We start from the raw sequence: 24,321 nt of genomic DNA, 5'->3' as shown, positions 1-24,321 counted from the left end.
TCTGCCCCCGAAGGGGACGTCCTATCTCTAGGATTGTCAGAGGATGTCAAGACCTGGTAAGGTTCTTCGCGTTGCTTCGAATTAAACCACATGCTCCACCGCTTGTGCGGGCCCCCGTCAATTCCTTTGAGTTTCAGTCTTGCGACCGTACTCCCCAGGCGGAGTGCTTAATGCGTTAGCTGCAGCACTAAGGGGCGGAAACCCCCTAACACTTAGCACTCATCGTTTACGGCGTGGACTACCAGGGTATCTAATCCTGTTCGCTCCCCACGCTTTCGCTCCTCAGCGTCAGTTACAGACCAGAGAGTCGCCTTCGCCACTGGTGTTCCTCCACATCTCTACGCATTTCACCGCTACACGTGGAATTCCACTCTCCTCTTCTGCACTCAAGTTCCCCAGTTTCCAATGACCCTCCCCGGTTGAGCCGGGGGCTTTCACATCAGACTTAAGAAACCGCCTGCGAGCCCTTTACGCCCAATAATTCCGGACAACGCTTGCCACCTACGTATTACCGCGGCTGCTGGCACGTAGTTAGCCGTGGCTTTCTGGTTAGGTACCGTCAAGGTGCCGCCCTATTTGAACGGCACTTGTTCTTCCCTAACAACAGAGCTTTACGATCCGAAAACCTTCATCACTCACGCGGCGTTGCTCCGTCAGACTTTCGTCCATTGCGGAAGATTCCCTACTGCTGCCTCCCGTAGGAGTCTGGGCCGTGTCTCAGTCCCAGTGTGGCCGATCACCCTCTCAGGTCGGCTACGCATCGTCGCCTTGGTGAGCCGTTACCTCACCAACTAGCTAATGCGCCGCGGGTCCATCTGTAAGTGGTAGCCGAAGCCACCTTTTATGTCTGAACCATGCGGTTCAAACAACCATCCGGTATTAGCCCCGGTTTCCCGGAGTTATCCCAGTCTTACAGGCAGGTTACCCACGTGTTACTCACCCGTCCGCCGCTAACATCAGGGAGCAAGCTCCCATCTGTCCGCTCGACTTGCATGTATTAGGCACGCCGCCAGCGTTCGTCCTGAGCCAGGATCAAACTCTCCGATAAGTAGTTTGACTGACTACGCACATCGCTGTGCGATTTATTTAAAACTTTGAATTAACAGGTACGTTTTGTCTTGTTTAGTTTTCAAAGATCATTTTGTTCACTTTCTCAAGCAACTTTTTAATTGTATAATAAGTTTCTTTTAAAGTCAACATGTTTTTCAAAAAAATAAATGGTGGAGCCTAGCGGGATCGAACCGCTGACCTCCTGCGTGCAAAGCAGGCGCTCTCCCAGCTGAGCTAAGGCCCCGAAGTGGTCGGGAAGACAGGATTCGAACCTGCGACCCCATGGTCCCAAACCATGTGCTCTACCAAGCTGAGCTACTTCCCGATTTTTAAAAATATGGCGCGCCCGAGAGGAGTCGAACCCCTAACCTTTTGATCCGTAGTCAAACGCTCTATCCAATTGAGCTACGGGCGCTTAATAATGAATGCCGAGGGCCGGACTTGAACCGGCACGGTAGTCACCTACCGCAGGATTTTAAGTCCTGTGTGTCTGCCAATTCCACCACCCCGGCGTGGATGGTATAGTTGGAGCGGAAGACGGGATTCGAACCCGCGACCCCCACCTTGGCAAGGTGGTGTTCTACCACTGAACTACTTCCGCATACAGGATAACTATCCTGTATAATGCGGGTGAAGGGACTTGAACCCCCACGTCATAAGACACTAGATCCTAAGTCTAGCGCGTCTGCCAATTCCGCCACACCCGCGTAACATGGTGAGCCATGAAGGACTCGAACCTTCGACCCTCTGATTAAAAGTCAGATGCTCTACCAACTGAGCTAATGGCTCTCTTTAAAGACTTGTGTTATTATCTTGTCCAAAAATGGTGCCGGCCAGAGGACTTGAACCCCCAACCTACTGATTACAAGTCAGTTGCTCTACCAATTGAGCTAGGCCGGCAAATATGGTGGAGGATGACGGGCTCGAACCGCCGACCCTCTGCTTGTAAGGCAGATGCTCTCCCAGCTGAGCTAATCCTCCGTATATTACACTTACGTGTAATGGCTTGGCGGCGTCCTACTCTCACAGGGGGAAACCCCCGACTACCATCGGCGCTGAAGAGCTTAACTTCCGTGTTCGGCATGGGAACGGGTGTGACCTCTTCGCTATCGCCACCAAACCATTGAGAGTGTTCTCTCAAAACTAGATAACAGTAAGCATACATTCAAAAATGGTTAAGTCCTCGATCGATTAGTATCTGTCAGCTCCATGTGTCGCCACACTTCCACCTCAGACCTATCAACCTGATCATCTTTCAGGGATCTTACTTCCTTGCGGAATGGGAAATCTCATCTTGAGGGGGGCTTCATGCTTAGATGCTTTCAGCACTTATCCCGTCCGCACATAGCTACCCAGCGATGCCCTTGGCAGAACAACTGGTACACCAGCGGTGCGTCCATCCCGGTCCTCTCGTACTAAGGACAGCTCCTCTCAAATTTCCTGCGCCCGCGACGGATAGGGACCGAACTGTCTCACGACGTTCTGAACCCAGCTCGCGTACCGCTTTAATGGGCGAACAGCCCAACCCTTGGGACCGACTACAGCCCCAGGATGCGATGAGCCGACATCGAGGTGCCAAACCTCCCCGTCGATGTGGACTCTTGGGGGAGATAAGCCTGTTATCCCCGGGGTAGCTTTTATCCGTTGAGCGATGGCCCTTCCATGCGGAACCACCGGATCACTAAGCCCGACTTTCGTCCCTGCTCGACTTGTAGGTCTCGCAGTCAAGCTCCCTTGTGCCTTTACACTCTGCGAATGATTTCCAACCATTCTGAGGGAACCTTTGGGCGCCTCCGTTACCTTTTAGGAGGCGACCGCCCCAGTCAAACTGCCCACCTGACACTGTCTCCCCGCCCGATAAGGGCGGCGGGTTAGAAGGTCAATACAGCCAGGGTAGTATCCCACCGATGCCTCCACCGAAGCTGGCGCTCCGGTTTCCAAGGCTCCTACCTATCCTGTACAAGCTGTACCAACATTCAATATCAGGCTGCAGTAAAGCTCCACGGGGTCTTTCCGTCCTGTCGCGGGTAACCTGCATCTTCACAGGTACTATAATTTCACCGAGTCTCTCGTTGAGACAGTGCCCAGATCGTTGCGCCTTTCGTGCGGGTCGGAACTTACCCGACAAGGAATTTCGCTACCTTAGGACCGTTATAGTTACGGCCGCCGTTTACTGGGGCTTCAATTCGCACCTTCGCTTACGCTAAGCGCTCCTCTTAACCTTCCAGCACCGGGCAGGCGTCAGCCCCTATACTTCGCCTTACGGCTTCGCAGAGACCTGTGTTTTTGCTAAACAGTCGCCTGGGCCTATTCACTGCGGCTCTCTCGGGCTTGCACCCTAACAGAGCACCCCTTCTCCCGAAGTTACGGGGTCATTTTGCCGAGTTCCTTAACGAGAGTTCTCTCGATCACCTTAGGATTCTCTCCTCGCCTACCTGTGTCGGTTTGCGGTACGGGCACCTCTCACCTCGCTAGAGGCTTTTCTTGGCAGTGTGGAATCAGGAACTTCGCTACTATAATTCGCTCGCCATCACAGCTCAGCCTTCACGGGAAACGGATTTGCCTATTTCCCAGCCTAACTGCTTGGACGCGGATATCCAATACCGCGCTTACCCTATCCTCCTGCGTCCCCCCATTGCTCAAATGGTGAGGAGGTGGTACAGGAATATCAACCTGTTATCCATCGCCTACGCCTTTCGGCCTCGGCTTAGGTCCCGACTAACCCTGAGCGGACGAGCCTTCCTCAGGAAACCTTAGGCATTCGGTGGAGGGGATTCTCACCCCTCTTTCGCTACTCATACCGGCATTCTCACTTCTAAGCGCTCCACAAGTCCTTCCGGTCTTGCTTCACAGCCCTTAGAACGCTCTCCTACCACTGTTCGAAGAACAGTCCGCAGCTTCGGTGATACGTTTAGCCCCGGTACATTTTCGGCGCAGAGTCACTCGACCAGTGAGCTATTACGCACTCTTTAAATGGTGGCTGCTTCTAAGCCAACATCCTGGTTGTCTAAGCAACTCCACATCCTTTTCCACTTAACGTATACTTTGGGACCTTAGCTGGCGGTCTGGGCTGTTTCCCTTTCGACTACGGATCTTATCACTCGCAGTCTGACTCCCAAGGATAAGTCATCGGCATTCGGAGTTTGACTGAATTCGGTAACCCGGTAGGGGCCCCTAGTCCAATCAGTGCTCTACCTCCGAGACTCTTACCTTGAGGCTAGCCCTAAAGCTATTTCGGAGAGAACCAGCTATCTCCAGGTTCGATTGGCATTTCACCCCTACCCACACCTCATCCCCGCACTTTTCAACGTGCGTGGGTTCGGGCCTCCATTCAGTGTTACCTGAACTTCACCCTGGACATGGGTAGATCACCTGGTTTCGGGTCTACGACCACGTACTCATGCGCCCTATTCAGACTCGCTTTCGCTGCGGCTCCGCATCTTCTGCTTAACCTTGCACGGGATCGTAACTCGCCGGTTCATTCTACAAAAGGCACGCCATCACCCGTTAACGGGCTCTGACTACTTGTAGGCACACGGTTTCAGGATCTATTTCACTCCCCTTCCGGGGTGCTTTTCACCTTTCCCTCACGGTACTGGTTCACTATCGGTCACTAGGGAGTATTTAGCCTTGGGAGATGGTCCTCCCGGATTCCGACGGAATTTCACGTGTTCCGCCGTACTCAGGATCCACTCAGGAGAGAACGAAGTTTTGACTACAGGGCTGTTACCTCCTATGGCGGGCCTTTCCAGACCTCTTCATCTACCTCGTTCCTTTGTAACTCCGTACAGAGTGTCCTACAACCCCAAGAGGCAAGCCTCTTGGTTTGGGCTGATCCCGTTTCGCTCGCCGCTACTCAGGGAATCGCATTTGCTTTCTCTTCCTCCGGGTACTTAGATGTTTCAGTTCCCCGGGTCTGCCTTCTCATATCCTATGTATTCAGATATGGATACCACTCCATTACGAGTGGTGGGTTTCCCCATTCGGAAATCTCCGGATCAAAGCTTGCTTACAGCTCCCCGAAGCATATCGGTGTTCGTCCCGTCCTTCATCGGCTCCTAGTGCCAAGGCATCCACCGTGCGCCCTTTCTAACTTAACCGTTAAAAAGAATCACTACGTGATATCTTGCATTACAATTGAATGTGAATTACTTCTGTTATCTAGTTTTCAAAGAACATTATCTCGAAGAATCGAATGATCCTTCAAAACTAAACAAGACAGGGAACGTTCTGTTTATAAGACCCAAGGTCTTATATTCCGTTAAAATCCTTAGAAAGGAGGTGATCCAGCCGCACCTTCCGATACGGCTACCTTGTTACGACTTCACCCCAATCATCTGTCCCACCTTCGGCGGCTGGCTCCATAAAGGTTACCTCACCGACTTCGGGTGTTACAAACTCTCGTGGTGTGACGGGCGGTGTGTACAAGGCCCGGGAACGTATTCACCGCGGCATGCTGATCCGCGATTACTAGCGATTCCAGCTTCACGCAGTCGAGTTGCAGACTGCGATCCGAACTGAGAACAGATTTGTGGGATTGGCTTAACCTCGCGGTTTCGCTGCCCTTTGTTCTGCCCATTGTAGCACGTGTGTAGCCCAGGTCATAAGGGGCATGATGATTTGACGTCATCCCCACCTTCCTCCGGTTTGTCACCGGCAGTCACCTTAGAGTGCCCAACTGAATGCTGGCAACTAAGATCAAGGGTTGCGCTCGTTGCGGGACTTAACCCAACATCTCACGACACGAGCTGACGACAACCATGCACCACCTGTCACTCTGCCCCCGAAGGGGACGTCCTATCTCTAGGATTGTCAGAGGATGTCAAGACCTGGTAAGGTTCTTCGCGTTGCTTCGAATTAAACCACATGCTCCACCGCTTGTGCGGGCCCCCGTCAATTCCTTTGAGTTTCAGTCTTGCGACCGTACTCCCCAGGCGGAGTGCTTAATGCGTTAGCTGCAGCACTAAGGGGCGGAAACCCCCTAACACTTAGCACTCATCGTTTACGGCGTGGACTACCAGGGTATCTAATCCTGTTCGCTCCCCACGCTTTCGCTCCTCAGCGTCAGTTACAGACCAGAGAGTCGCCTTCGCCACTGGTGTTCCTCCACATCTCTACGCATTTCACCGCTACACGTGGAATTCCACTCTCCTCTTCTGCACTCAAGTTCCCCAGTTTCCAATGACCCTCCCCGGTTGAGCCGGGGGCTTTCACATCAGACTTAAGAAACCGCCTGCGAGCCCTTTACGCCCAATAATTCCGGACAACGCTTGCCACCTACGTATTACCGCGGCTGCTGGCACGTAGTTAGCCGTGGCTTTCTGGTTAGGTACCGTCAAGGTGCCGCCCTATTTGAACGGCACTTGTTCTTCCCTAACAACAGAGCTTTACGATCCGAAAACCTTCATCACTCACGCGGCGTTGCTCCGTCAGACTTTCGTCCATTGCGGAAGATTCCCTACTGCTGCCTCCCGTAGGAGTCTGGGCCGTGTCTCAGTCCCAGTGTGGCCGATCACCCTCTCAGGTCGGCTACGCATCGTCGCCTTGGTGAGCCGTTACCTCACCAACTAGCTAATGCGCCGCGGGTCCATCTGTAAGTGGTAGCCGAAGCCACCTTTTATGTCTGAACCATGCGGTTCAAACAACCATCCGGTATTAGCCCCGGTTTCCCGGAGTTATCCCAGTCTTACAGGCAGGTTACCCACGTGTTACTCACCCGTCCGCCGCTAACATCAGGGAGCAAGCTCCCATCTGTCCGCTCGACTTGCATGTATTAGGCACGCCGCCAGCGTTCGTCCTGAGCCAGGATCAAACTCTCCGATAAGTAGTTTGACTGACTACGCACATCGCTGTGCGATTTATTTAAAACTTTGAATTAACAGGTACGTTTTGTCTTGTTTAGTTTTCAAAGATCATTTTGTCTTTCGTTCAAGCGACTTTATTATTATATCTTATCAATCTCTTGAAGTCAATAACTTTTTAAATTTCTTTTTTCGTCAGCGCCTTGTTTAGCGGCAACGAATAATAATATACCACCTCACAAATAATAGTGCAATAGTTTTTTAAAAGAAAATCAAAAAAGCTTTATGAACGGATTGTTTCTAAAAAAGCGCCGTGCTGCGATATGCAGAAACGGCGCCTTCCCTTTTATTAGCGATGTCTCATTTGAGGGAATAATAAAACGTCTCTGATAGACGGAGCATTTGTTAACAGCATGACAAGGCGGTCGATGCCGATACCTAATCCTCCGGTCGGCGGCATGCCGTACTCAAGAGCTTCAACGAAGTCTTCATCCATCATATGCGCTTCATCGTTTCCTTCTTCTCTTTCTTTTAATTGCGCTTCAAAACGTTCTCTTTGGTCGATAGGGTCATTCAGCTCCGTAAATGCGTTAGCGTGCTCACGGCCGACGATAAACAGCTCAAAACGGTCTGTAAAGCGCGGATCCTCAGGATTTTTCTTAGCAAGAGGCGAAATCTCTACAGGGTGGCCGTAAATAAATGTAGGCTGAATGAGTGTTTCTTCAATTTTTTGTTCGAAGAATTCATTGATGATATGGCCCACCGTCATTGAGTTTGTGATCTCGATACCATGTTCTTTTGCATGGCCGCGTGCTTCTTCAACAGTCATCTCATTCCAGAAATCTACGCCTGTAGCTTCTTTGACCGCATCTACCATATGGAGTCGTTTCCATTTAGGTTTCAGATCAATCTGCTCTTCACCGTACTGGATCGTGGTGCTTCCCAGCACTTCCTGCGCAATATGTGCAACGAGGTTTTCCGTCAGGCTCATAATGTCCTTATAATCGGCGTACGCTTCATACAGTTCGATCATCGTGAATTCAGGATTGTGGCGTGTAGAAACACCTTCATTACGGAACACGCGTCCGATTTCGTAGACTTTTTCCAGCCCGCCGACAATCAGGCGTTTCAGATGAAGCTCAATCGCAATACGCATATAAAGAGGCATATCCAGCGCATTATGATGCGTGATGAACGGGCGCGCTGACGCTCCTCCCGGTATGCTGTGCATTGTAGGTGTTTCGACTTCTAAGTATCCATGGTCATCTAAGTATCTTCTCATCGCTTGGATGATTTTGCTGCGTGTGATAAACGTTTGTTTGCTGTCAGGGTTTACGATCAGGTCAAGATAGCGCTGACGGTAACGCTGTTCAACATCTTTTAATCCATGATATTTATCAGGAAGCGGACGCAGTGCTTTTGTCAGCAATTCAAAAGATGTCGCTTTGACAGACAACTCACCTACGTTTGTTTTGAAAACTTTCCCGGTGATGCCGATAACGTCTCCGAGGTCTGAAGATTTAAAGATTTCATATTGTTCTTCGCCGACACTGTCTTTTCTTACGTAAATTTGAATTTGACCCTCTAAGTCCTGCAGATGGGCAAAGCCGGCTTTTCCTTTTCCGCGCTTTGTCATCATACGGCCTGCAATGGTAACTTCAATCGCTTTTTCTTCCAGTTCTTCTTTAGAAAGCTCTTGGTAGGCGTCAATGATCTGCTGAGATTGATGTGTTCTCTCGAAGCGTTCGCCGAAAGGATCAATGCCGTTTTCTCTCAGCTGGTTCATTTTATCGCGTCTGACTTGCAGCTGGTCGTTCAATTCCTCATGATTTTGCTCTTCTTGACTCATTGTTATCACTCCATTACAGATATTGTTTCATGAAAAAAGCAGAAAAACTGCCAGCACAAAACTAGCAGTGAGCAGCAAATAGAGGTGAGTATTATCCTACTTTTGCGTTTTGAAGCTCTTTCGTCTCAACTTCAACCGTAAATGCATCTAAAAGCTGTACAAACTCTTCTCTTGTCTCACATTGATTGATTTCATTGCGAACATTCGCATTGCCTTTTACGCCTTTCAAATACCATGCAGCGTGCTTTCTCATTTCTCTTACCGCTACCTTTTCACCTTTTAAGTTAATCAGGCGGTCAAGGTGCAGTTTGCATACTGACATTTTTTCACGGACTTTCGGTTCGTCTTTTAACTCACCGGTTTCAAGGTACTGAACTGTACGGTAAATCATCCACGGGTTGCCGAGTGCGGCACGGCCGATCATGACTCCGTCAACACCGGTTTCCTCGAGCATGCGTTTCGCGTCCTGAGGCGTTTTGACATCGCCGTTTCCGATGACAGGAATAGAGACGGATTGCTTTACTTCTTTAATGATATCCCAGTTCGCAGTGCCTTCATACATTTGCACTCTTGTGCGTCCGTGCATCGCAACAGCTTTTCCGCCGGCGCGTTCAACAGCCTGGGCGTTTTTCACGGCATAAATGTGATCTTCATCCCAGCCCATTCTCATCTTCACTGTGACGGGCTTATCAACAGCATCTACTACTGCGGATACCATTTCATAAATTTTATTCGGATCGAGAAGCCATTTTGCTCCCGCGTCGCATTTTGTAATCTTCGGCACAGGGCATCCCATGTTAATATCAATAATATCAGCCGTCGTATTTTGATCGACAAACTTAGCCGCTTCTACAAGGGTTTCTTTCTTCCCTCCGAAAATCTGCAGGCTGAGAGGTTTTTCTCTCTCCTCGATGTAGAGCATTCCCATTGTTTTCGCGTTGTTGTACAGAATGGCTTTGTCACTGACCATTTCCGCACATACGAGTCCCGCTCCGAATTCTTTAACGGTAAGACGGAATGCGGCGTTGCAGACTCCGGCCATTGGAGCAAGAACCACTCTGTTTTTTAATTCAATATCACCGATTTTAAACACTATTCGTCCTCCTTTCCTGCATTTTCAGGCGGAGCCAATTCCTCCGCGCTTATATTTAAAGCATCAGCAGCGTCACGAATGATCGAAGCTGACGGCAAACGGTTTCCGCGTTCAATCTCGCCGAGAATGGAAACTGAAATACCTATCGCTTTTGCAAACCCTTCTTGAGTATACCCCTTCAGCTTTCTGAATGCACGAATTCGTCTACCCCAGATTTCTGCTTCCATACGCTTACACCTTCTTGGTTTGTTTCATCGCTGATCGTGATATGATCCGCATGCGGACAAATTTCTTTTAACGGCGCAAGGACAAATAAGCGCTCGTACATTCTCGGATGCGGAACAACCAGCCGCTCTGTTTCAATATTTTCACGATTATACAGCAAAATGTCAAGGTCTGCCGTTCGCGGCCCCCAGCGGATTTCTCTCGTTCTGCCTAATTCAGCTTCAATGCTCTGCGTCACGTCAAGAAGTTCGAAAGGAGTCAATGACGTCTTCACTTCAACGGCCATATTGAGAAACTGATCTTGATCTTCATAACCCACGGGATCTGTTTCATATATGGAGGACACCTTCGACACCGTCACGCCATCATGCCGGCTGAGCATGGCCACTGCCCGCCGCAAGTAACGTTCACGGTCGCCCATGTTGGAGCCGAGACCGATATATGCCGTGTTGTTCATGATTTCGTTCTCGTCATTTCTATGGCTACTGATTTATAATGGCCGGGAATCGGCGGATCAGGCTTAACAACCTTTACCGTACATTGCCGCACCGGCTCAAATTTCTTAAGAACGGTGTCTGCGATCCGCTCCGCAAGCGTCTCGACCAAATTGACGGGTTCGCCCTCAACGATGCCGCGGCAGACACTGTACAGCTCCGCATAGTTAATCGTGTAAGAAAGGTCATCCGTTTGTCCCGCTTTGCTCAAGTCCAGTTCGGCAGTCAGGTCTACTTTGAAACGCTGGCCGAGTTTGTTTTCTTCTTCGAACACACCGTGATATCCGTAAAACTCCATACCTTCTACATATACTTTATCCATAATGCGCGCCTCCTTTGTTCAACATAGCATCCATCATCTTAGTCATTCTTGCGATCTCTTTGACATCATGCACCCTCACAATGTCGCAGCCTTTCTGAACGCCAAGGCATACTGTCGCCCCTGTCCCCTCGGCACGTTCCTCAGGAGGGAGGTCAAGCACATGGCCGATGAATCTTTTTCTTGATGTCGCCAGAAGCAGCGGATAACCTAACCCGCTGAACACTTCCAGCTTGTTCATGACAGCCAGATTGTCCTCATAGTTTTTCGCAAAGCCGATCCCCGGATCCAGAATCATATTTTCATCTGAAACGCCGGCATCCGCGGCAATTTTTACGCTTTCCATTAAGTCTGCAAGCATATCAGGAATAAGATCGTTATAATTTCTTTCTTTTCGATTATGCATTAAGATAATCGGAACTCCGTGTTTGGCTGCTACCGGCGCCATGTCAGGGTCACCTTTCGCCCCCCAGATATCATTGATGATAGAGGCGCCCGCTTTCACCGCTTCGTCTGCCACGGACGCTTTGTACGTATCAATTGAAATCGGAACGTCCAGTTCGCTTGTGATCCGTTCTATGGCGGGGATTACACGCGACAGTTCTTCATCAGCCGACACGAGTGATGCGCCGGGCCTTGTCGATTCGCCGCCGATATCTATGATATGCGCCCCTTCTTCAGCCATCTTCGCCGCATGCAGAAGCGCTCTTTCCGTACTGTCGTATTTTCCGCCGTCAGAGAAGGAGTCTGGCGTTACATTTAAAATTCCCATAACGAGTGTCTTCTCTTTATAGGACAAAGCGCCTTTTTTTGTATGAATCAGTTTAGGCTGTTCAATCGTTTGCTGCGCCATTTTGTTCCTCCTCCTTTACATTCATTTTGTTTATTTCCTGCTGATACTGCTTACGGAGCAATTGCACCGTTTTTCCGCTCACTCCGGGCAGCGGCACTTCCTCTATTTTAGAAAACGGGATAATTTCAAGCACGGAGTTTGTCATCCACGCTTCATCCGCTTCAAGCATTGATTGAAAACGGAATCGGCCTTCGGCAACCTCTGTCCCCTGCCGTTTCAATTCATCAATGACAAACTGCCTCGTTACCCCGTCGAGAATGCCTGTATCCAAGGATGGCGTAAAGACCTTGTCTCCTTTTCGCCAAAACACATTGGAGACAATGCCTTCCGCGACATCTCCTTCTCGGGTCAGGAAAATCCCTTCAAGATTCGGATCATTGCCGATTTCTTGTTTAGCATACATATTGTTTAAATAGTGATGGGATTTTAACCGAAAAGATCCTTCAGGCGTATTTCTCCGGACAGAGAGAAGTTTGCCTTCTTTTTCAAGAGGCAAAGCTTCCGGATTAAGCCGGCTGACGAAACAAAGGACGGTCGGCTTGTCATAAGTCTGGGCAGTAAATCCTTTATCGCTGACGCCTGCCGAGACGTTAAGCCGGACACGCGCGCTGCCGTCCTTGATGTCATTGAGGAGCAACAGGCTTGCAAGCATATCAAGCAGCTCCTGTTTATTCACCTCGTACGCAATCTGCAAATCCCGAAGCGCCCTGTTGAGCCTGGCGACATGCGCATCCGGCAAAAACGGCCGGCCGTTATAAAGCCTGAACGTCTCAAACGCGCCGATCCCGTACAGATAACCATGGTCAAAAGGAGAAAGCGCCGCTTCTTTCTCCTCTATATATTGACCATTCAAATATATAATCACACCGTCACTTCCTTCTTGCGGTGTGTCTCAATAAAGTTTCTGAGCATCTCTTTGCCGAAGGAGGTCATGATGGATTCCGGATGGAACTGAACACCTTCAACAGGCAGCTCATTATGGCGGATTGCCATAATTTCTCCTTCTTTGGTTTGAGCGGATACCGTAAAGCAGTCCGGCAATGTGTCCGCTTTAACAATAAGCGAGTGGTACCGGGTGGCGACCAGCGGATTTTGCAGGCCTTTAAAAATCGTCTGTCCGTCATGCATAATGTCTGACGTTTTGCCGTGCATGAGCCGCTCCGCTCTGACGACATCTCCTCCGAACACTTGTGCGATCGACTGATGTCCGAGACATACGCCGAAAATAGGAATGCTGCCGGCAAAGTGTTTGATGGCCTCGAGGCTGATTCCCGCTTCATCCGGACTGCACGGCCCAGGTGAAATCATCAAGAAATCCGGCGCCAGCTCTTCTATCTCTTCAATCGTAATCCCGTCATTCCGTCTGACGATCAGTTCCTCCCCCAGCTCACCCAAATATTGAACCAAGTTGTACGTAAATGAATCATAATTGTCAATCATTAAAATCATCTCTGCTCACCTCATCTAATTTTTTGTCTCTTCTTCGCTCAGCTCTAACGCCTTTTTCATGGCAAAAGCTTTTTTGAACGATTCCTTGTATTCGTGCTTCGGAACCGAGTCAATGACCACTCCTGCTCCGGACTGCATAAAAGCATGTCCGCCGGCTGCATAGATCGTCCGGATCACAATGTTAAATTGCAAATCTCCGTTGAATCCGAACCAGCCTATAGATCCAGTATAAAGCCCCCGTCTTGTCGGCTCAAGCTCTTCTATAATTTCCATCGTTCTCACTTTGGGTGCTCCGGTGATGGTGCCACCCGGGAAAACCGCATGAATAATGTCTGTCGCGTCATATCCGTCCTGCAGCTCCCCCTGTACATTTGACACGATATGCATGACGTGCGAATATTTTTCGATCGCCATAAACTCGTTAACCCGCACGGAGCCGTAGCGCGATACGCGACCGAGATCATTGCGCTCCAGATCAACAAGCATGACGTGTTCCGCACGTTCTTTCTCGTTGTGAATTAATTCATCAGCCAGCGCCTTGTCTTCTGCATCGTCTTTTCCTCTTGAACGCGTACCCGCGATCGGTCTTGTTTCAAGCTTCTTCCCCTTTTTCGTCACCAATAGCTCCGGCGACCCGCATATCACTTGAAAACCCGGTGTCTCAAGATAAGCCATGTAAGGAGACGGGTTGACGTTTCTCAAATGTTTATACACCTCATACGGGTGAACGGATAAGGATTGGGATTGCCTGATGGACAGATTAACCTGAAACACATCGCCGCTCGCGATATATTGCTTAATTTGTTCTACGGCCTGTGAAAATCCTTCTTCAGTGAACGGAGCGGCATACGATCCGTCTCCTTCCCGGCTCAGCGGAGAAAAAGGCTCGTCCCGCGTTTGACGGGCGCGCCACATATCCTCTAATCCGGACAGCTTTGCTTCCGCAAGCTCCGCTTCTTCCGCTTCGGTATGGGTAATGAGCCATAACGCCTCAGCCTCATGGTCGAAAACGGCCACATCATCAAAAACGAGAAAGTATATATCAGGTGTTTCCAAATCATCTAAAGACAGCATTTTAAAATTCTCAATGTATCGGGCATAGTCGTAACTGATAAATCCAATCGCACCGCCTTGAAAATCCGGGAACTCATCGTTTGTTTCCGTCCCAAGCATCTCAAACCAATCATGAAAAGCCCGCAGCGGGTCACCTTCTTTAAACAGCGTTTCCCCTTCATGCTTGATCGTTGTGATTCCGTCTTTCCCTCTGACGGACGCAATCGGATCTAGACCGGCTATACTGAATCTTCCCCCTCTCGCGCTTTCGAGCAGAACATGCCGTTTTCTCGATTTCGAAAGGTTTTCATATTGCTGTAAAAATGCTTGCTTCGTAAAAGGTATCTTTCTTCCTGCCGGTCTGCGTTGTGCCATCGTATCAATCCTCTGCTTCGTTTTTCTGTAGTTTTATTTTAAAGCAATCATACTGGTGAAAAAAGTGAATTTCTCTTCCAACCATAAAATTCGAAACGTTTTTTGGATTTTCGATGCTTCAGGCACAAAAAAAACTCCCGGATACAGCCGGGAGCCGTGTGTATGTCTCTATTCAAACTGATAAAGCGGGGTGCTTAAGTAACGTTCTCCATTACTAGGGATGATCGCAAGCACTTTCTTGCCTTTACCCAGTTTTTTCGCGATTTCCAGCGCCGCGTAAATGGCCGCTCCGGAAGAAATACCGCCGAGAATCCCTTCTTCTTTTGCCGTTTTACGGGCATATTCAAATGCATCCTCATTTTTGACGGGAATGATCTGATCATAAATGTCCGTATTCAATGTTTCAGGGACAAAACCCGCTCCGATACCCTGGATTTTATGCGGACCCGGTTTTCCGCCAGAAAGAACTGGAGAATCCGCCGGCTCTACCGCATAGATTTTGATGGATGGATATGCTTCTTTCAGCACTTCACCCGCTCCCGTGATGGTTCCGCCCGTCCCGATACCGGCCACGAACGCATCAAGCTGGTCGTCTCCAAACTGTTCTACAATTTCTTTCCCAGTCGTTTGGCGGTGAATTTCCGGGTTTGCCGCATTGTTGAATTGCTGAGGCACAAAATAGCCGTGTTCCTCTGCAAGCTCCTCCGCCTTTTTAATGGCGCCCTTCATTCCTTCTGCGCCGGGAGTCAGCACAAGCTCTGCTCCGTATGCGCGCAGCAGATTGCGTCGCTCCATGCTCATCGTATCAGGCATAACGAGAATGGCTCTGAGACCTTTTGCCGCTGCCACCATCGCAAGACCGATTCCTGTATTTCCGCTTGTCGGTTCAATGATTGTGTCGCCGGCTTTTAATTTGCCTTCTTTTTCAGCCGCTTCAATCATCGCTGCTCCGATACGGTCTTTTACGCTGCTGCCCGGATTCATGTATTCAAGCTTCAGATATACATCTGCGCTGTTTTCATCCGTCAGGCGATTCAATTTCACAATAGGAGTATTTCCGATTAGTTCAGTAATAGAATTTGCAATACGCACCATGTTGGACACCTCAATTTCCGACTAAATTTATTGGTATTATAAATATAAGTTATCAATTTCAAAATTTTTTGTCAATCATTTAGTTCTTTTTTCCCCGTAGAACCAAGAGACATCCGCCTCTTTCCACAGAGTTTTGACTGTCGCCTTATCACCTAATTGATCCATCGCGATCTGGCGTCTGATTTGGCTCTTCACTTCATTATATGAGAAAGTTCTCGCCTTAAGCTTTTCTTTCAGCTGAATGACGGCGTATCCTGAAGAAACTTTAATCGGTTCAGCGGACCATTCATTTTCTTTGAGATTTTTGGCTTCTGTGATATATGCCTGCGGGATATTCTCCTGGTTTTCCGTAACAAAGCCGAGGTCTCCGCCATACTGAGACGTGTATCTGTCAGTGGAACGCTCTGCGGCGACGGCTTCAAAGCTGGAACCGCCTTTCAAATCAGCAAGCACCCTGTCCGCCTCTTCTTTGCTTTTGACGACGATGTGCCGGATTCTGTAAGAATCATCGAATTGATACAGTTCTTTATTTTTATTATAAAATGATTGCATTTCCTTATCCGATATATCGATGTCCTTCGTCAGCAGTTCCTCAAGAAGAATGTTGTAGCGGATCTGGTCTTTCCATTCGTTTTCCGTAATATGATCGTCTTCATAAAATGAATTATTCACCGCTTTGATTAAAAGAAATTCACGTTCCAATTCGCTGTTTGAAACTGTGAGTTTATTCTTTTTCGCAAGCTCTTCCACTACTTGTGTATTAATCATGTCTTCCAAGGTTGATTTTCCGTACTGGTCTTCCATCTTTTTCATCCAGTCCTGCCGCGTGATATGTTTATCACCGATTGTCGCGATAGATTCTTCAGATGACCCTGCGGCTTGGGATTTTGTTAACTTATACGCGACTGCCACGCTGCATACTAACAGCGCCGCTACAATAATCGTCAAAAGTGTTCTCGGTTTCAAAATCTACCCCATCCCTTTTTTAAAATAGAACAACCCGCTAAAGAGCTAGCGGGTTGTTTCGTCACGAAGCTCTTCCAGTTCTTCTTTTGTAAATAAATATTTCTCATTACAAAAATGGCAAACCGCTTCGGCTTTTCCGTCTTCTTCTATCATATCTTGTATTTCTTTTTTGCCTAGTCCTAAAATGGCTGCTTCGAAACGATCTTTAGAACAAGAACAGTGAAATTTGACCGGCATATTCTCAAGTACGTCCGGTTTCTGGCCCAGTACTTCTTCTAAAATTTCTTCCGGTGTCAGGCCTTTTTGAATCAATTTTGAAATCGGTTCGATTTGAGATAATTGCTTTTCAATTGTTGAAATGGTTTCTTCATCAGTCCCCGGAAGAAGCTGAATAATGAACCCGCCGGCAGCGAGAATCGTGTTATCAGGATTCACAAGCACTCCTACACCGACAGATGAAGGGACTTGTTCAGAAGAAACAAGGTAGTATGTGAAGTCGTCACCGAGTTCACCTGAGACAATTTCTACTTGTCCCGTAAAATAATCACGCAAGCCTAAATCTTTTACGACACTAAGTGTTCCATCCGTTCCTACCGCCCGTCTCACATCCAGTTTCCCCTGTTCATTGAGGTCAAAGTGAACGTGCGGATTTGTTACGTATGCTCTGACTTCGCCCTTTGCATTCGCATCTGCGATGATGGCGCCGATCGGCCCGCCGCCTTCTATTTTGACGGTCAGCTTATCTTCACCCTTCATCATCGCTCCGAGCATCAGAGACGCTGTCATCGTCCGGCCGATTGCGGCTGATGCCGTCGGCCATGTGTCATGCCTTCTTTGCGCTTCATTTACCATATCAGTCGTTCTGGCTGCATAAGCCCGAACTTTACCGTCATATGCAATTGCTTTAATTAAATAATCCATCGTTTACCTCCTATACGTGACCCACGCGATTTCGCTCATAAATGATTTCCAGCCCTTTTAAAGTAAGAAACGGGTCAACAACATCAATACAGTCTGATTCATTTGCGATTAATGAGGCAAGACCGCCTGTCGCAATGACTTTCGGTTCTTGTTTGGCCTGCCATTTCATCCGCTTGACAATGCCTTCAACTTGTCCGACATAGCCGAAAAGGATGCCGGACTGCATGGCGCTTACCGTGTTTTTGCCGATGATATTGTCCGGTCGGGCGATTTCAATTCTCGGAAGCTTGGCCGCGCGCGAGTACAGCGCTTCCGTTGAAATCGTAATGCCGGGAGCTATCGCGCCGCCCATATATTGTTTGTTTTCATCAATGTAGCAATACGTCGTCGCCGTTCCGAAGTCGACGACAATTAAGGGGCCGCCATACTGATGAATCGCCGCAACGGCATTGACAATCCTGTCTGCTCCCACTTCTTTCGGATTGTCATATTTTATATTTAAACCTGTTTTCATCCCCGGGCCGACAACTTGCGGCTCGATGTGAAAGTATTTTGTGCACATTCTTTCTAAAGAGAACATAATCGGCGGCACCACGGATGAGATGATAATTCCTTCGATCTGTTCAAACATGAGTCCGGAATGTTCAAATAAGGAGCGGAGCAGCATGCCGAATTCGTCTTCTGTTTTGTGTCTGCTCGTTTCTACACGCCAATGATATTCTAATTCACCATCATGATATACACCAATCACGGTGTTGGTGTTCCCCACATCTATAACCAGTAACAACCTCTATCACCACTTTTGAATAGTTTCTAATCATAACTTTTTCAACATTCTACAATACCATACACGATCTGCAGCTCTTTTGTAAACAAAACGGAACCAGTAAAAAAACCGCCGGTATAAGCCGGCGGTTTTCATATCGGAAAGCGAACTATTCTTTCGGTTCGTCTTTCTTTTCGTCTTCTGTTTTAGACAGAATGTTTACTTTCACATCGTCTTTTTGAAGATGGTCATCTGAGAAATTGCGCTCTGGGAGTTTTCCATGATCCACGAGATGCTTGATTTGTTCCGCATCTAATGTTTCCACATCTAGCAATGTCTGAGCAATCAATTCAAGCTTATCGCGATTTTCAGTCAGGATGGTTTTCGCACGCTCATAACATTCTTTAATGATGCGCTGAATTTCCTGATCGATTTCGTAAGCGATCTGATCACTGTAGTTTTGCTCGTTGTTGAAATCCCGGCCCAGGAATACTTGACCGCCTTGAGATTGACCGAACTGGAGCGGTCCGAGTTTTTCTGACATACCGAACTCCGTCACCATTCTTCTGGCAATGTTCGTTGCCCGCTGGAAGTCATTGTGAGCCCCGGTGCTGACTTCGCCGAAAATAATTTCTTCGGCAACGCGTCCGCCCAGAAGACCGACAATTTTGTCGAGAAGCTCAGGTTTTGTCTGGAAGTAGCGGTCTTCTCTCGGAAGCATGACCGCGTATCCGCCTGCCTGCCCCCTCGGAACAATCGTTACTTTATGAACCATATCGGCTTCATCCAGCACAAGTCCGATAACGGTGTGACCGCCCTCGTGGTATGCCACGATATTGCGTTCTTTTTTCGAGATGACGCGGCTCTTCTTCGCAGGACCTGCAATGACACGGTCCGTTGCTTCATCAATATCGCGCATATCAATTTTCTTCTTGTTTTGACGGGCAGCAACGAGTGCCGCTTCGTTAAGAAGGTTTTCTAAATCTGCGCCTGAGAAACCAGGTGTTCTTGAAGCGATTGCTTTTAAGTTCACCGTCTCATCAAGCGGTTTGTTTCTCGCATGAACCTGCAATACGGCTTCACGGCCGATGACATCCGGACGGTCTACCGTAATCTGACGGTCAAAACGTCCCGGACGGAGCAATGCAGGGTCAAGAATGTCCGCACGGTTTGTCGCAGCGATAATAATGATTCCTTCATTCGCACTGAAACCGTCCATCTCAACAAGCAGCTGGTTCAGCGTCTGTTCGCGTTCATCATGTCCGCCGCCAAGACCGGCGCCGCGCTGACGTCCTACCGCGTCGATCTCATCAATGAAGATCAGGCAAGGCGCATTCTTTTTCGCATTTTCGAATAAATCACGCACACGGGAAGCACCGACACCGACAAACATTTCAACGAAGTCAGATCCGCTGATGCTGAAGAAAGGAACGCCAGCTTCACCAGCTGATGCTCTCGCAAGCAATGTCTTACCGGTTCCCGGAGGTCCGACCAGCAGCACGCCTTTAGGAATTCTGGCGCCAAGCTCGGCGAATTTGCGGGGATCTTTCAGAAACTCAACAACCTCAACAAGCTCCTGCTTCTCCTCATCCGCGCCGGCTACATCTTTAAACTTCACACGTTTCTTTTCTTCCGTATACAGCTTCGCTTTGCTCTTTCCGAAGTTCATGACACGGCTTCCGCCGCCCTGAGCCTGATTGAGCAGGAAGAAAAACAGAATAAAGATGATGACAAACGGAATGATCGTCGTTAAGAACGTCACCCACCCGCTTGTTTCCTGTGCGGGATCAACTTTTACGTCCGTCTTTTTAATTGCGTCAAATATCTGGTCTGCTCCTTTTCCTTCAGGAACATGTGTTAAAAAGTACTGGTCTTTGTCGTATTTTTTCAGCTGTCCTTTTACCTCATAAACACCTCTGACAGGCTGAACCGATACGCTATCAACTTTCCCTTCATCGAGGTTCTTGATAAACGTACTGTACGACATATTTTCTGTTTTCGGGTTTGAAGTCTGGAAGTAACTCACAACCCCGATTACTACTAATAAAATAAGTAAATAAAAAATGGTATTACGGAAGACCCGATTCATTCCTTACCTCCTCCCACAGTAAGCACAACTATGTTCAATAGTACCATAGAAAATCATTCCAATACAACCGATAACCATCTCGGAAGCAGGCAGCCGATCAGCTTTCATAAATCGCCGGTTTCAACACTCCGATGTAAGGCAGATTGCGATAGCGTTCGGCATAATCAAGTCCGTAACCCACAACAAACGCGTCAGGAACTTCAAAGCCTACGAAGTCTGCTTTAATGTCCGCTTTTCTTCCGCTTGGTTTATCCAACAGGGTAACAATCTTAATTGATTTCGCTTTACGATATCGGAAGAGTTCTACGAGATAGCTCAAGGTTAACCCACTGTCGATAATATCTTCAATGATTAAGATGTCCCGGCCTTCTACAGATGTATCCAAATCTTTGATGATTTTGACTTCTCCGGAAGAAACCGTGGAATTTCCGTAGCTTGATACATCCATGAAGTCCATTTCCAAATATGTATCAATATGCTTTATAAGATCAGCCATAAAAGGGAGCGCTCCCTTTAACACACCGATTGCCAACGGAAACGTGTCGCTGTACTCGCTTGTTAATTGTTCTCCAAGCTGTTTTACTTTCTGCTGGATCTCATCTTCTGAAATCAGCACTTTTTCGATATCTTGTTTCATGTTAATGCTTGCCCCCTACACTTTTCATGCTGTCTATATTGTAATACAATGCGGTCACTGTTTGAAATCACAAGATTGTCAAAGATGGATTTTTTCAAGCCAGGCAGCCAGATAATTTCACCGCTTGCATCCGTTACAATCGGCCATTCGTCCCGATCACGCAGAGGCAGTTTATGATCAATAAATATATCTTTTACCTTTTTCGAGCCATTCATCCCTTTAAGTTTGATCCGGTCGCCGATTTTTCTCGTCCGGATTGTTAAAGGAAATTGCACCTTATTTCTGCTTGTTATAAAAACAGCATTCCCATTTTTGATATGAGGGTCGGCTTGATCGGCCACCTCTATCATAAAGCCGTTGGGCAGAACAGCAGTCTCACCTTCTGCTCCTTGCAGCTGCAGCTCAAAGGGAATCTTTTCACATTGCCATTGTTCAAATGTAAACAAACATGTCTGATATGATTTGACCACCTTCAGCCCTTTCGGAAAATCAAGCACTCCTGAGGCGCTTCCGTTTTCTGCCCATTCAAGAAACTGCTGGATATGGCGGGCGGAAAACGACGATGGAACGTTTTCATAAAGATAGTTTAATATTAGTTGAACTCCTCTTCTTTGTAAAGGTATCGGAAGGGCAAGCAATTGAGAGGAATTGACTTCAACTGATGTGTCAGACTTGCTTGTAATAACCTTATTCATTCGTTCTTTCGTTAATGACTGCAAGTATTGTTCGTCTTCTGTCAGTGCTTCACTCACCTTTTGAAACATTTTATGAACGTCAGGTGATTCTTGTTTTAAAAAAGGAAGCACGGTCTTTCTGAATCTGTTTCTTGTATAATCGTCTTTTGTGTTGCTCTCATCCGTTCTGTAGGACAGCCCTTCTTGACGGCAGTATTCAAGAATTTCATCTTTTGCCGTATAGAGGAAAGGTCTGATCAGCAGGCCGGATGCGAATTCGCGGACAGGCTGCATTCCCGCAAGCCCCGCCCCGAGCGTACCTTTCGCAAGCCTCATGAGCATTGTCTCAACTTGGTCGTCGCCATGATGAGCCAGCGCTAAAAACTTTGCTTGGTGTTTTGCCATCAGCTCTTTAAAAAACTGATATCTGCAATCACGCGCGGCAGCCTGCTTGTTCAGCTTATTCTTCCTTGCATATGCGGAAACATCAATCTGTACCGCTTCGCAAAGGATGTGTTCCGCCTCACAATATGACTGCACAAACTTCATATCTTCTTCAGATTCAGATCCTCTGAACTGATGGTCGACATGCGCCGCAATGATAACGGAGGAATGCCCGAAGTGCTTATTCAGCATGCTGAGAAGCGCCATTGAATCAGGGCCCCCGGAGACTCCGGCAATAATCGTTTCTCCCTCCGCCTGAAGATGATATGTTTTGAAAAAATCTTCCACGCTTTTCACAATGTCCCCCTCACGATGAGCAGGTTTTTTAAAGATATACATATCCTATCACTTTCATTCCCTCCAAGCAAAGAAGAAGCATGAACATCGGCGTCCGGCCGGCATTAGATGAGAAAAAAGACGATGTAAGCGAAATAAAGGGCGAGAACGCTGATTAGAATAAGTGTTGTTTCAAACAAACCATTGTGTTTCGCGGGCTTTTGTTTTGGTTTATACCGCGTCTGAGAAACAGTGCCCTGCCGCGGTTTCGCCTGCTGCGCCTTAGGCTTGGCGGCGGTTCCCCTTTTGACGCCCGCGCTCTGCCCCGCCGTCAGGATGTCATGTTTCATCGCTTCAGCAGACGGATATTGCCCGTTTAAAGCAGAAAACAGAACCTTCTTATACTTATTCAAAAACGGGTGGCCTTCAATAATAGAACGAAGCTGTTCTTTCGGCTGTCCTGTCTTTTTGCACTCTTTCTTCTGAACACAGTGGATCATGATCATGGCTGCAGCAAACAGGTCATAGGATGGTTCCGCTTTTCTTGTTCCATACCCCCAATAGCCCCTGTCGTAAAACTCCGTATACTCTTTAATCGCGCGCCCCTGTTTTGTCGTTCCCCCTACATCAATGCAGCGAATGGCAGCCGGAGGTCCGGTTACAATGAGGTTTTCCGGCTTGAGGTCGCCAAAGACCCACCCTTGCTGATGAAGGACAGACAGACTGGAAAGAAGCTGCACCATCAGCACCGGAATCCACTCCGCTCCCTTACTGCTGATATATTGCGGAAGAAGCGGCCCTTCTATGTACTCCATCACGTAAAAAGAGACATTTTTATTCAGCTGCGGTATAAAGGCATCATCCGCATCAAAAAAAGAAGGCCCCATCGTTTGCGACCGGGCCTTTGAAAAGGATTTTAAGACATTCACTTCAGAGGTAACAGACATGCTGTCGCTGCTTATTTTCAAAGCGACATGTCCGCCTGATGCTTCTGCCAGATATACAATACCGTTAGCCCCTTTGCCAAGCTGTTTGAGCAATCTGTAGGATTTGCCGTTCCACTTGCCTTGGATTTCCGTTCCCGGTGCCAGACTACATGCCAAACTCGTTAAAGCGTCGTTCATCATCTGCCAACATGCTCCTTCTTGAGCGGATTCTTTCAAACTGCTGCGCCGCTTCCCGGATAGCAGGACCCGTAGGGGTGATACCGCCGGTTGACAGCTTCGCAAAGAGAGCGGAAAGCGATTCAAGCTTCGGCGTCCAATTCAGCACAAGCTCAACTTCCTGGGTTTTCCCGGGAAATATACACATAGCAAATTCATTGTGACCGGCCCGGGAATTTAAACTGATGGAAAGATCAATCAGCGCTTCTTTCACCGTCGGCAGCTTCGGCGCCATACTCGCACTCGTATCAACCAGCACAAGCACTTGCAGATGAACTGTTTCGCCGAGTTCATCAACCACTTCCATCACTTCGCCGCGTTTTTCCGGAGAAAGTTCTTCCATTTCAACGTTTTTCCCTAAAATTTGTTTAAGCTCTTGATTGACGACACCTTGAAGTGTCTGGGTCATTGCTTTTTTTGTCACCATTTGAACCGTTTGAGACAATTGAGAGGCATACACAACTTGATGGACGCCGCCTCCGGCCATGGCGATCCCTTCAACTTCCTTCATTGCCTCTTGGTCAATCGCGTTTTCTTCCATAATTCCTATAACATTCACCGTAATCCCCTGCTCCTTGGCGAAAGCCGCCATTGCGATCGGGTCTTCACCATGATTGGAGCAGCCATCTGTAATCAGCAGAACTTGATTTAAATGTCCCTTATTCACATTCATTCCTCCCGGTGATACGATTAGTCCCATCTTCGCCAGAAGGAATGTGATTTATACGA

At 48.1% G+C, this 24,321-nt stretch carries 18 protein-coding genes, 9 tRNA genes and 4 rRNA genes (1 of these 31 only partly in view); all 31 read right to left on the bottom strand.

Annotated features, from left to right (window positions below):
• A 16S ribosomal RNA gene (locus AADZ70_RS15500) occupies positions 1–1,048 on the bottom strand; it reaches 502 nt to the left of the window's first position.
• A 170-nt stretch (positions 1,049–1,218) separates the two neighbouring features.
• Positions 1,219–1,294: transfer RNA gene (locus AADZ70_RS15495), tRNA-Ala, on the bottom strand.
• Between the two features lie 4 nt (positions 1,295–1,298).
• Positions 1,299–1,375: transfer RNA gene (locus tag AADZ70_RS15490), tRNA-Pro, on the bottom strand.
• Between the two features lie 13 nt (positions 1,376–1,388).
• Positions 1,389–1,465: transfer RNA gene (locus tag AADZ70_RS15485), tRNA-Arg, on the bottom strand.
• Between the two features lie 11 nt (positions 1,466–1,476).
• Positions 1,477–1,562 (bottom strand) — tRNA-Leu (locus tag AADZ70_RS15480).
• 14 nt (positions 1,563–1,576) lie between these two features.
• Positions 1,577–1,651: transfer RNA gene (locus tag AADZ70_RS15475), tRNA-Gly, on the bottom strand.
• Positions 1,652–1,675: 24 nt separating this feature from the next.
• Positions 1,676–1,757: transfer RNA gene (locus tag AADZ70_RS15470), tRNA-Leu, on the bottom strand.
• Between the two features lie 6 nt (positions 1,758–1,763).
• A tRNA-Lys gene (locus AADZ70_RS15465) sits at positions 1,764–1,839 on the bottom strand.
• A gap of 35 nt (positions 1,840–1,874) precedes the next feature.
• Positions 1,875–1,950, bottom strand: a tRNA-Thr gene (locus AADZ70_RS15460).
• A 5-nt stretch (positions 1,951–1,955) separates the two neighbouring features.
• Positions 1,956–2,031, bottom strand: a tRNA-Val gene (locus AADZ70_RS15455).
• 23 nt (positions 2,032–2,054) lie between these two features.
• Positions 2,055–2,170: ribosomal RNA gene (gene rrf, locus AADZ70_RS15450) — 5S ribosomal RNA — on the bottom strand.
• Between the two features lie 51 nt (positions 2,171–2,221).
• Positions 2,222–5,150: ribosomal RNA gene (locus AADZ70_RS15445) — 23S ribosomal RNA — on the bottom strand.
• Positions 5,151–5,324: 174 nt separating this feature from the next.
• Positions 5,325–6,874: ribosomal RNA gene (locus AADZ70_RS15440) — 16S ribosomal RNA — on the bottom strand.
• Together the 16S, 23S and 5S rRNA genes with 9 tRNA genes alongside form the textbook arrangement of a ribosomal RNA operon.
• A gap of 326 nt (positions 6,875–7,200) precedes the next feature.
• Positions 7,201–8,700, bottom strand: coding sequence for a lysine--tRNA ligase (lysS, locus tag AADZ70_RS15435; RefSeq protein WP_045926518.1), 1,500 nt, complete (start codon positions 8,698–8,700; stop codon positions 7,201–7,203).
• Between the two features lie 91 nt (positions 8,701–8,791).
• Positions 8,792–9,793, bottom strand: a complete 1,002-nt coding sequence (dusB, locus tag AADZ70_RS15430) for a tRNA dihydrouridine synthase DusB (RefSeq protein WP_016936548.1) — start codon at positions 9,791–9,793, stop codon at positions 8,792–8,794.
• A complete protein-coding gene (locus AADZ70_RS15425) occupies positions 9,793–10,020 on the bottom strand; it encodes a helix-turn-helix transcriptional regulator (RefSeq protein ID WP_016936547.1) in 228 nt (75 codons plus the stop codon). Before AADZ70_RS15425 ends, dusB begins: the two co-directional genes overlap by 1 nt.
• Complete coding sequence (gene folK / locus AADZ70_RS15420; RefSeq protein WP_016936546.1) at positions 9,972–10,475, bottom strand: 2-amino-4-hydroxy-6-hydroxymethyldihydropteridine diphosphokinase; 504 nt, start codon at positions 10,473–10,475, stop codon at positions 9,972–9,974. The genes AADZ70_RS15425 and folK overlap by 49 nt, the downstream gene beginning before the upstream one ends.
• Positions 10,472–10,834, bottom strand: a complete 363-nt coding sequence (folB, locus tag AADZ70_RS15415) for a dihydroneopterin aldolase (RefSeq protein ID WP_045926517.1) — start codon at positions 10,832–10,834, stop codon at positions 10,472–10,474. The genes folK and folB overlap by 4 nt, the downstream gene beginning before the upstream one ends.
• The gene (folP, locus tag AADZ70_RS15410; RefSeq protein WP_016936544.1) at positions 10,827–11,684 is read right to left on the bottom strand and encodes a dihydropteroate synthase; all 858 of its coding nucleotides are present in this window, start codon (positions 11,682–11,684) and stop codon (positions 10,827–10,829) included. Before folP ends, folB begins: the two co-directional genes overlap by 8 nt.
• Positions 11,665–12,549, bottom strand: a complete 885-nt coding sequence (pabC, locus tag AADZ70_RS15405; RefSeq protein WP_342007298.1) for an aminodeoxychorismate lyase — start codon at positions 12,547–12,549, stop codon at positions 11,665–11,667. The genes folP and pabC overlap by 20 nt, the downstream gene beginning before the upstream one ends.
• A complete protein-coding gene (pabA, locus tag AADZ70_RS15400) occupies positions 12,546–13,133 on the bottom strand; it encodes an aminodeoxychorismate/anthranilate synthase component II (protein WP_016936542.1) in 588 nt (195 codons plus the stop codon). The genes pabC and pabA overlap by 4 nt, the downstream gene beginning before the upstream one ends.
• A gap of 15 nt (positions 13,134–13,148) precedes the next feature.
• On the bottom strand, positions 13,149–14,561 hold the full coding sequence (gene pabB, locus AADZ70_RS15395; protein ID WP_342007297.1) for an aminodeoxychorismate synthase, component I: 1,413 nt from the start codon (positions 14,559–14,561) through the stop codon (positions 13,149–13,151).
• A gap of 168 nt (positions 14,562–14,729) precedes the next feature.
• Positions 14,730–15,656 carry a cysteine synthase A gene (cysK, locus tag AADZ70_RS15390; protein ID WP_004264603.1) on the bottom strand — a complete coding sequence of 309 codons (927 nt, stop codon included), beginning with the start codon at positions 15,654–15,656 and terminating at the stop codon, positions 14,730–14,732.
• A gap of 75 nt (positions 15,657–15,731) precedes the next feature.
• A complete protein-coding gene (locus AADZ70_RS15385) occupies positions 15,732–16,622 on the bottom strand; it encodes a peptidyl-prolyl cis-trans isomerase (RefSeq protein WP_342007296.1) in 891 nt (296 codons plus the stop codon).
• Positions 16,623–16,667: 45 nt separating this feature from the next.
• Positions 16,668–17,543 (bottom strand): Hsp33 family molecular chaperone HslO, encoded by an 876-nt coding sequence (gene hslO / locus AADZ70_RS15380; protein ID WP_016936539.1) that lies wholly within the window; start codon positions 17,541–17,543, stop codon positions 16,668–16,670.
• A gap of 10 nt (positions 17,544–17,553) precedes the next feature.
• Complete coding sequence (locus AADZ70_RS15375; RefSeq protein WP_016936538.1) at positions 17,554–18,330, bottom strand: type III pantothenate kinase; 777 nt, start codon at positions 18,328–18,330, stop codon at positions 17,554–17,556.
• A 148-nt stretch (positions 18,331–18,478) separates the two neighbouring features.
• Positions 18,479–20,398, bottom strand: a complete 1,920-nt coding sequence (gene ftsH, locus AADZ70_RS15370) for an ATP-dependent zinc metalloprotease FtsH (protein ID WP_004264608.1) — start codon at positions 20,396–20,398, stop codon at positions 18,479–18,481.
• 97 nt (positions 20,399–20,495) lie between these two features.
• A complete protein-coding gene (gene hpt, locus AADZ70_RS15365) occupies positions 20,496–21,035 on the bottom strand; it encodes a hypoxanthine phosphoribosyltransferase (RefSeq protein ID WP_004264611.1) in 540 nt (179 codons plus the stop codon).
• Positions 21,032–22,450, bottom strand: a complete 1,419-nt coding sequence (tilS, locus tag AADZ70_RS15360; protein ID WP_045926520.1) for a tRNA lysidine(34) synthetase TilS — start codon at positions 22,448–22,450, stop codon at positions 21,032–21,034. The genes hpt and tilS overlap by 4 nt, the downstream gene beginning before the upstream one ends.
• Positions 22,451–22,554: 104 nt before the next feature.
• Positions 22,555–23,556 (bottom strand): serine/threonine-protein kinase, encoded by a 1,002-nt coding sequence (locus tag AADZ70_RS15355; RefSeq protein ID WP_045926513.1) that lies wholly within the window; start codon positions 23,554–23,556, stop codon positions 22,555–22,557.
• Entirely contained in the window at positions 23,522–24,259 is a 738-nt protein-coding gene (locus AADZ70_RS15350; protein WP_016936535.1) for a VWA domain-containing protein, read from the bottom strand. The genes AADZ70_RS15355 and AADZ70_RS15350 overlap by 35 nt, the downstream gene beginning before the upstream one ends.
• Positions 24,260–24,321 lie beyond the last annotated feature (62 nt).

It is taken from the genome of Bacillus sp. YBsi01, assembly GCF_038406745.1.
Lineage (GTDB): Bacteria > Bacillota > Bacilli > Bacillales > Bacillaceae > Bacillus > Bacillus siamensis.
This window is presented reverse-complemented; position numbering and strand designations above follow the sequence as displayed.

Coding starts and splice junctions, on each gene's coding strand:
- lysS (WP_045926518.1), bottom strand. CDS start 8,700: ATGAGTCAAGAAGAGCAAAATCATGAGGAATTGAACGACCAGCTGCAA.
- AADZ70_RS15425 (WP_016936547.1), bottom strand. CDS start 10,020: ATGGAAGCAGAAATCTGGGGTAGACGAATTCGTGCATTCAGAAAGCTG.
- folK (WP_016936546.1), bottom strand. CDS start 10,475: ATGAACAACACGGCATATATCGGTCTCGGCTCCAACATGGGCGACCGT.
- folB (WP_045926517.1), bottom strand. CDS start 10,834: ATGGATAAAGTATATGTAGAAGGTATGGAGTTTTACGGATATCACGGT.
- folP (WP_016936544.1), bottom strand. CDS start 11,684: ATGGCGCAGCAAACGATTGAACAGCCTAAACTGATTCATACAAAAAAA.
- pabA (WP_016936542.1), bottom strand. CDS start 13,133: ATGATTTTAATGATTGACAATTATGATTCATTTACGTACAACTTGGTT.
- pabB (WP_342007297.1), bottom strand. CDS start 14,561: ATGGCACAACGCAGACCGGCAGGAAGAAAGATACCTTTTACGAAGCAA.
- cysK (WP_004264603.1), bottom strand. CDS start 15,656: ATGGTGCGTATTGCAAATTCTATTACTGAACTAATCGGAAATACTCCT.
- hslO (WP_016936539.1), bottom strand. CDS start 17,543: ATGGATTATTTAATTAAAGCAATTGCATATGACGGTAAAGTTCGGGCT.
- ftsH (WP_004264608.1), bottom strand. CDS start 20,398: ATGAATCGGGTCTTCCGTAATACCATTTTTTATTTACTTATTTTATTA.
- hpt (WP_004264611.1), bottom strand. CDS start 21,035: ATGAAACAAGATATCGAAAAAGTGCTGATTTCAGAAGATGAGATCCAG.
- AADZ70_RS15355 (WP_045926513.1), bottom strand. CDS start 23,556: ATGATGAACGACGCTTTAACGAGTTTGGCATGTAGTCTGGCACCGGGA.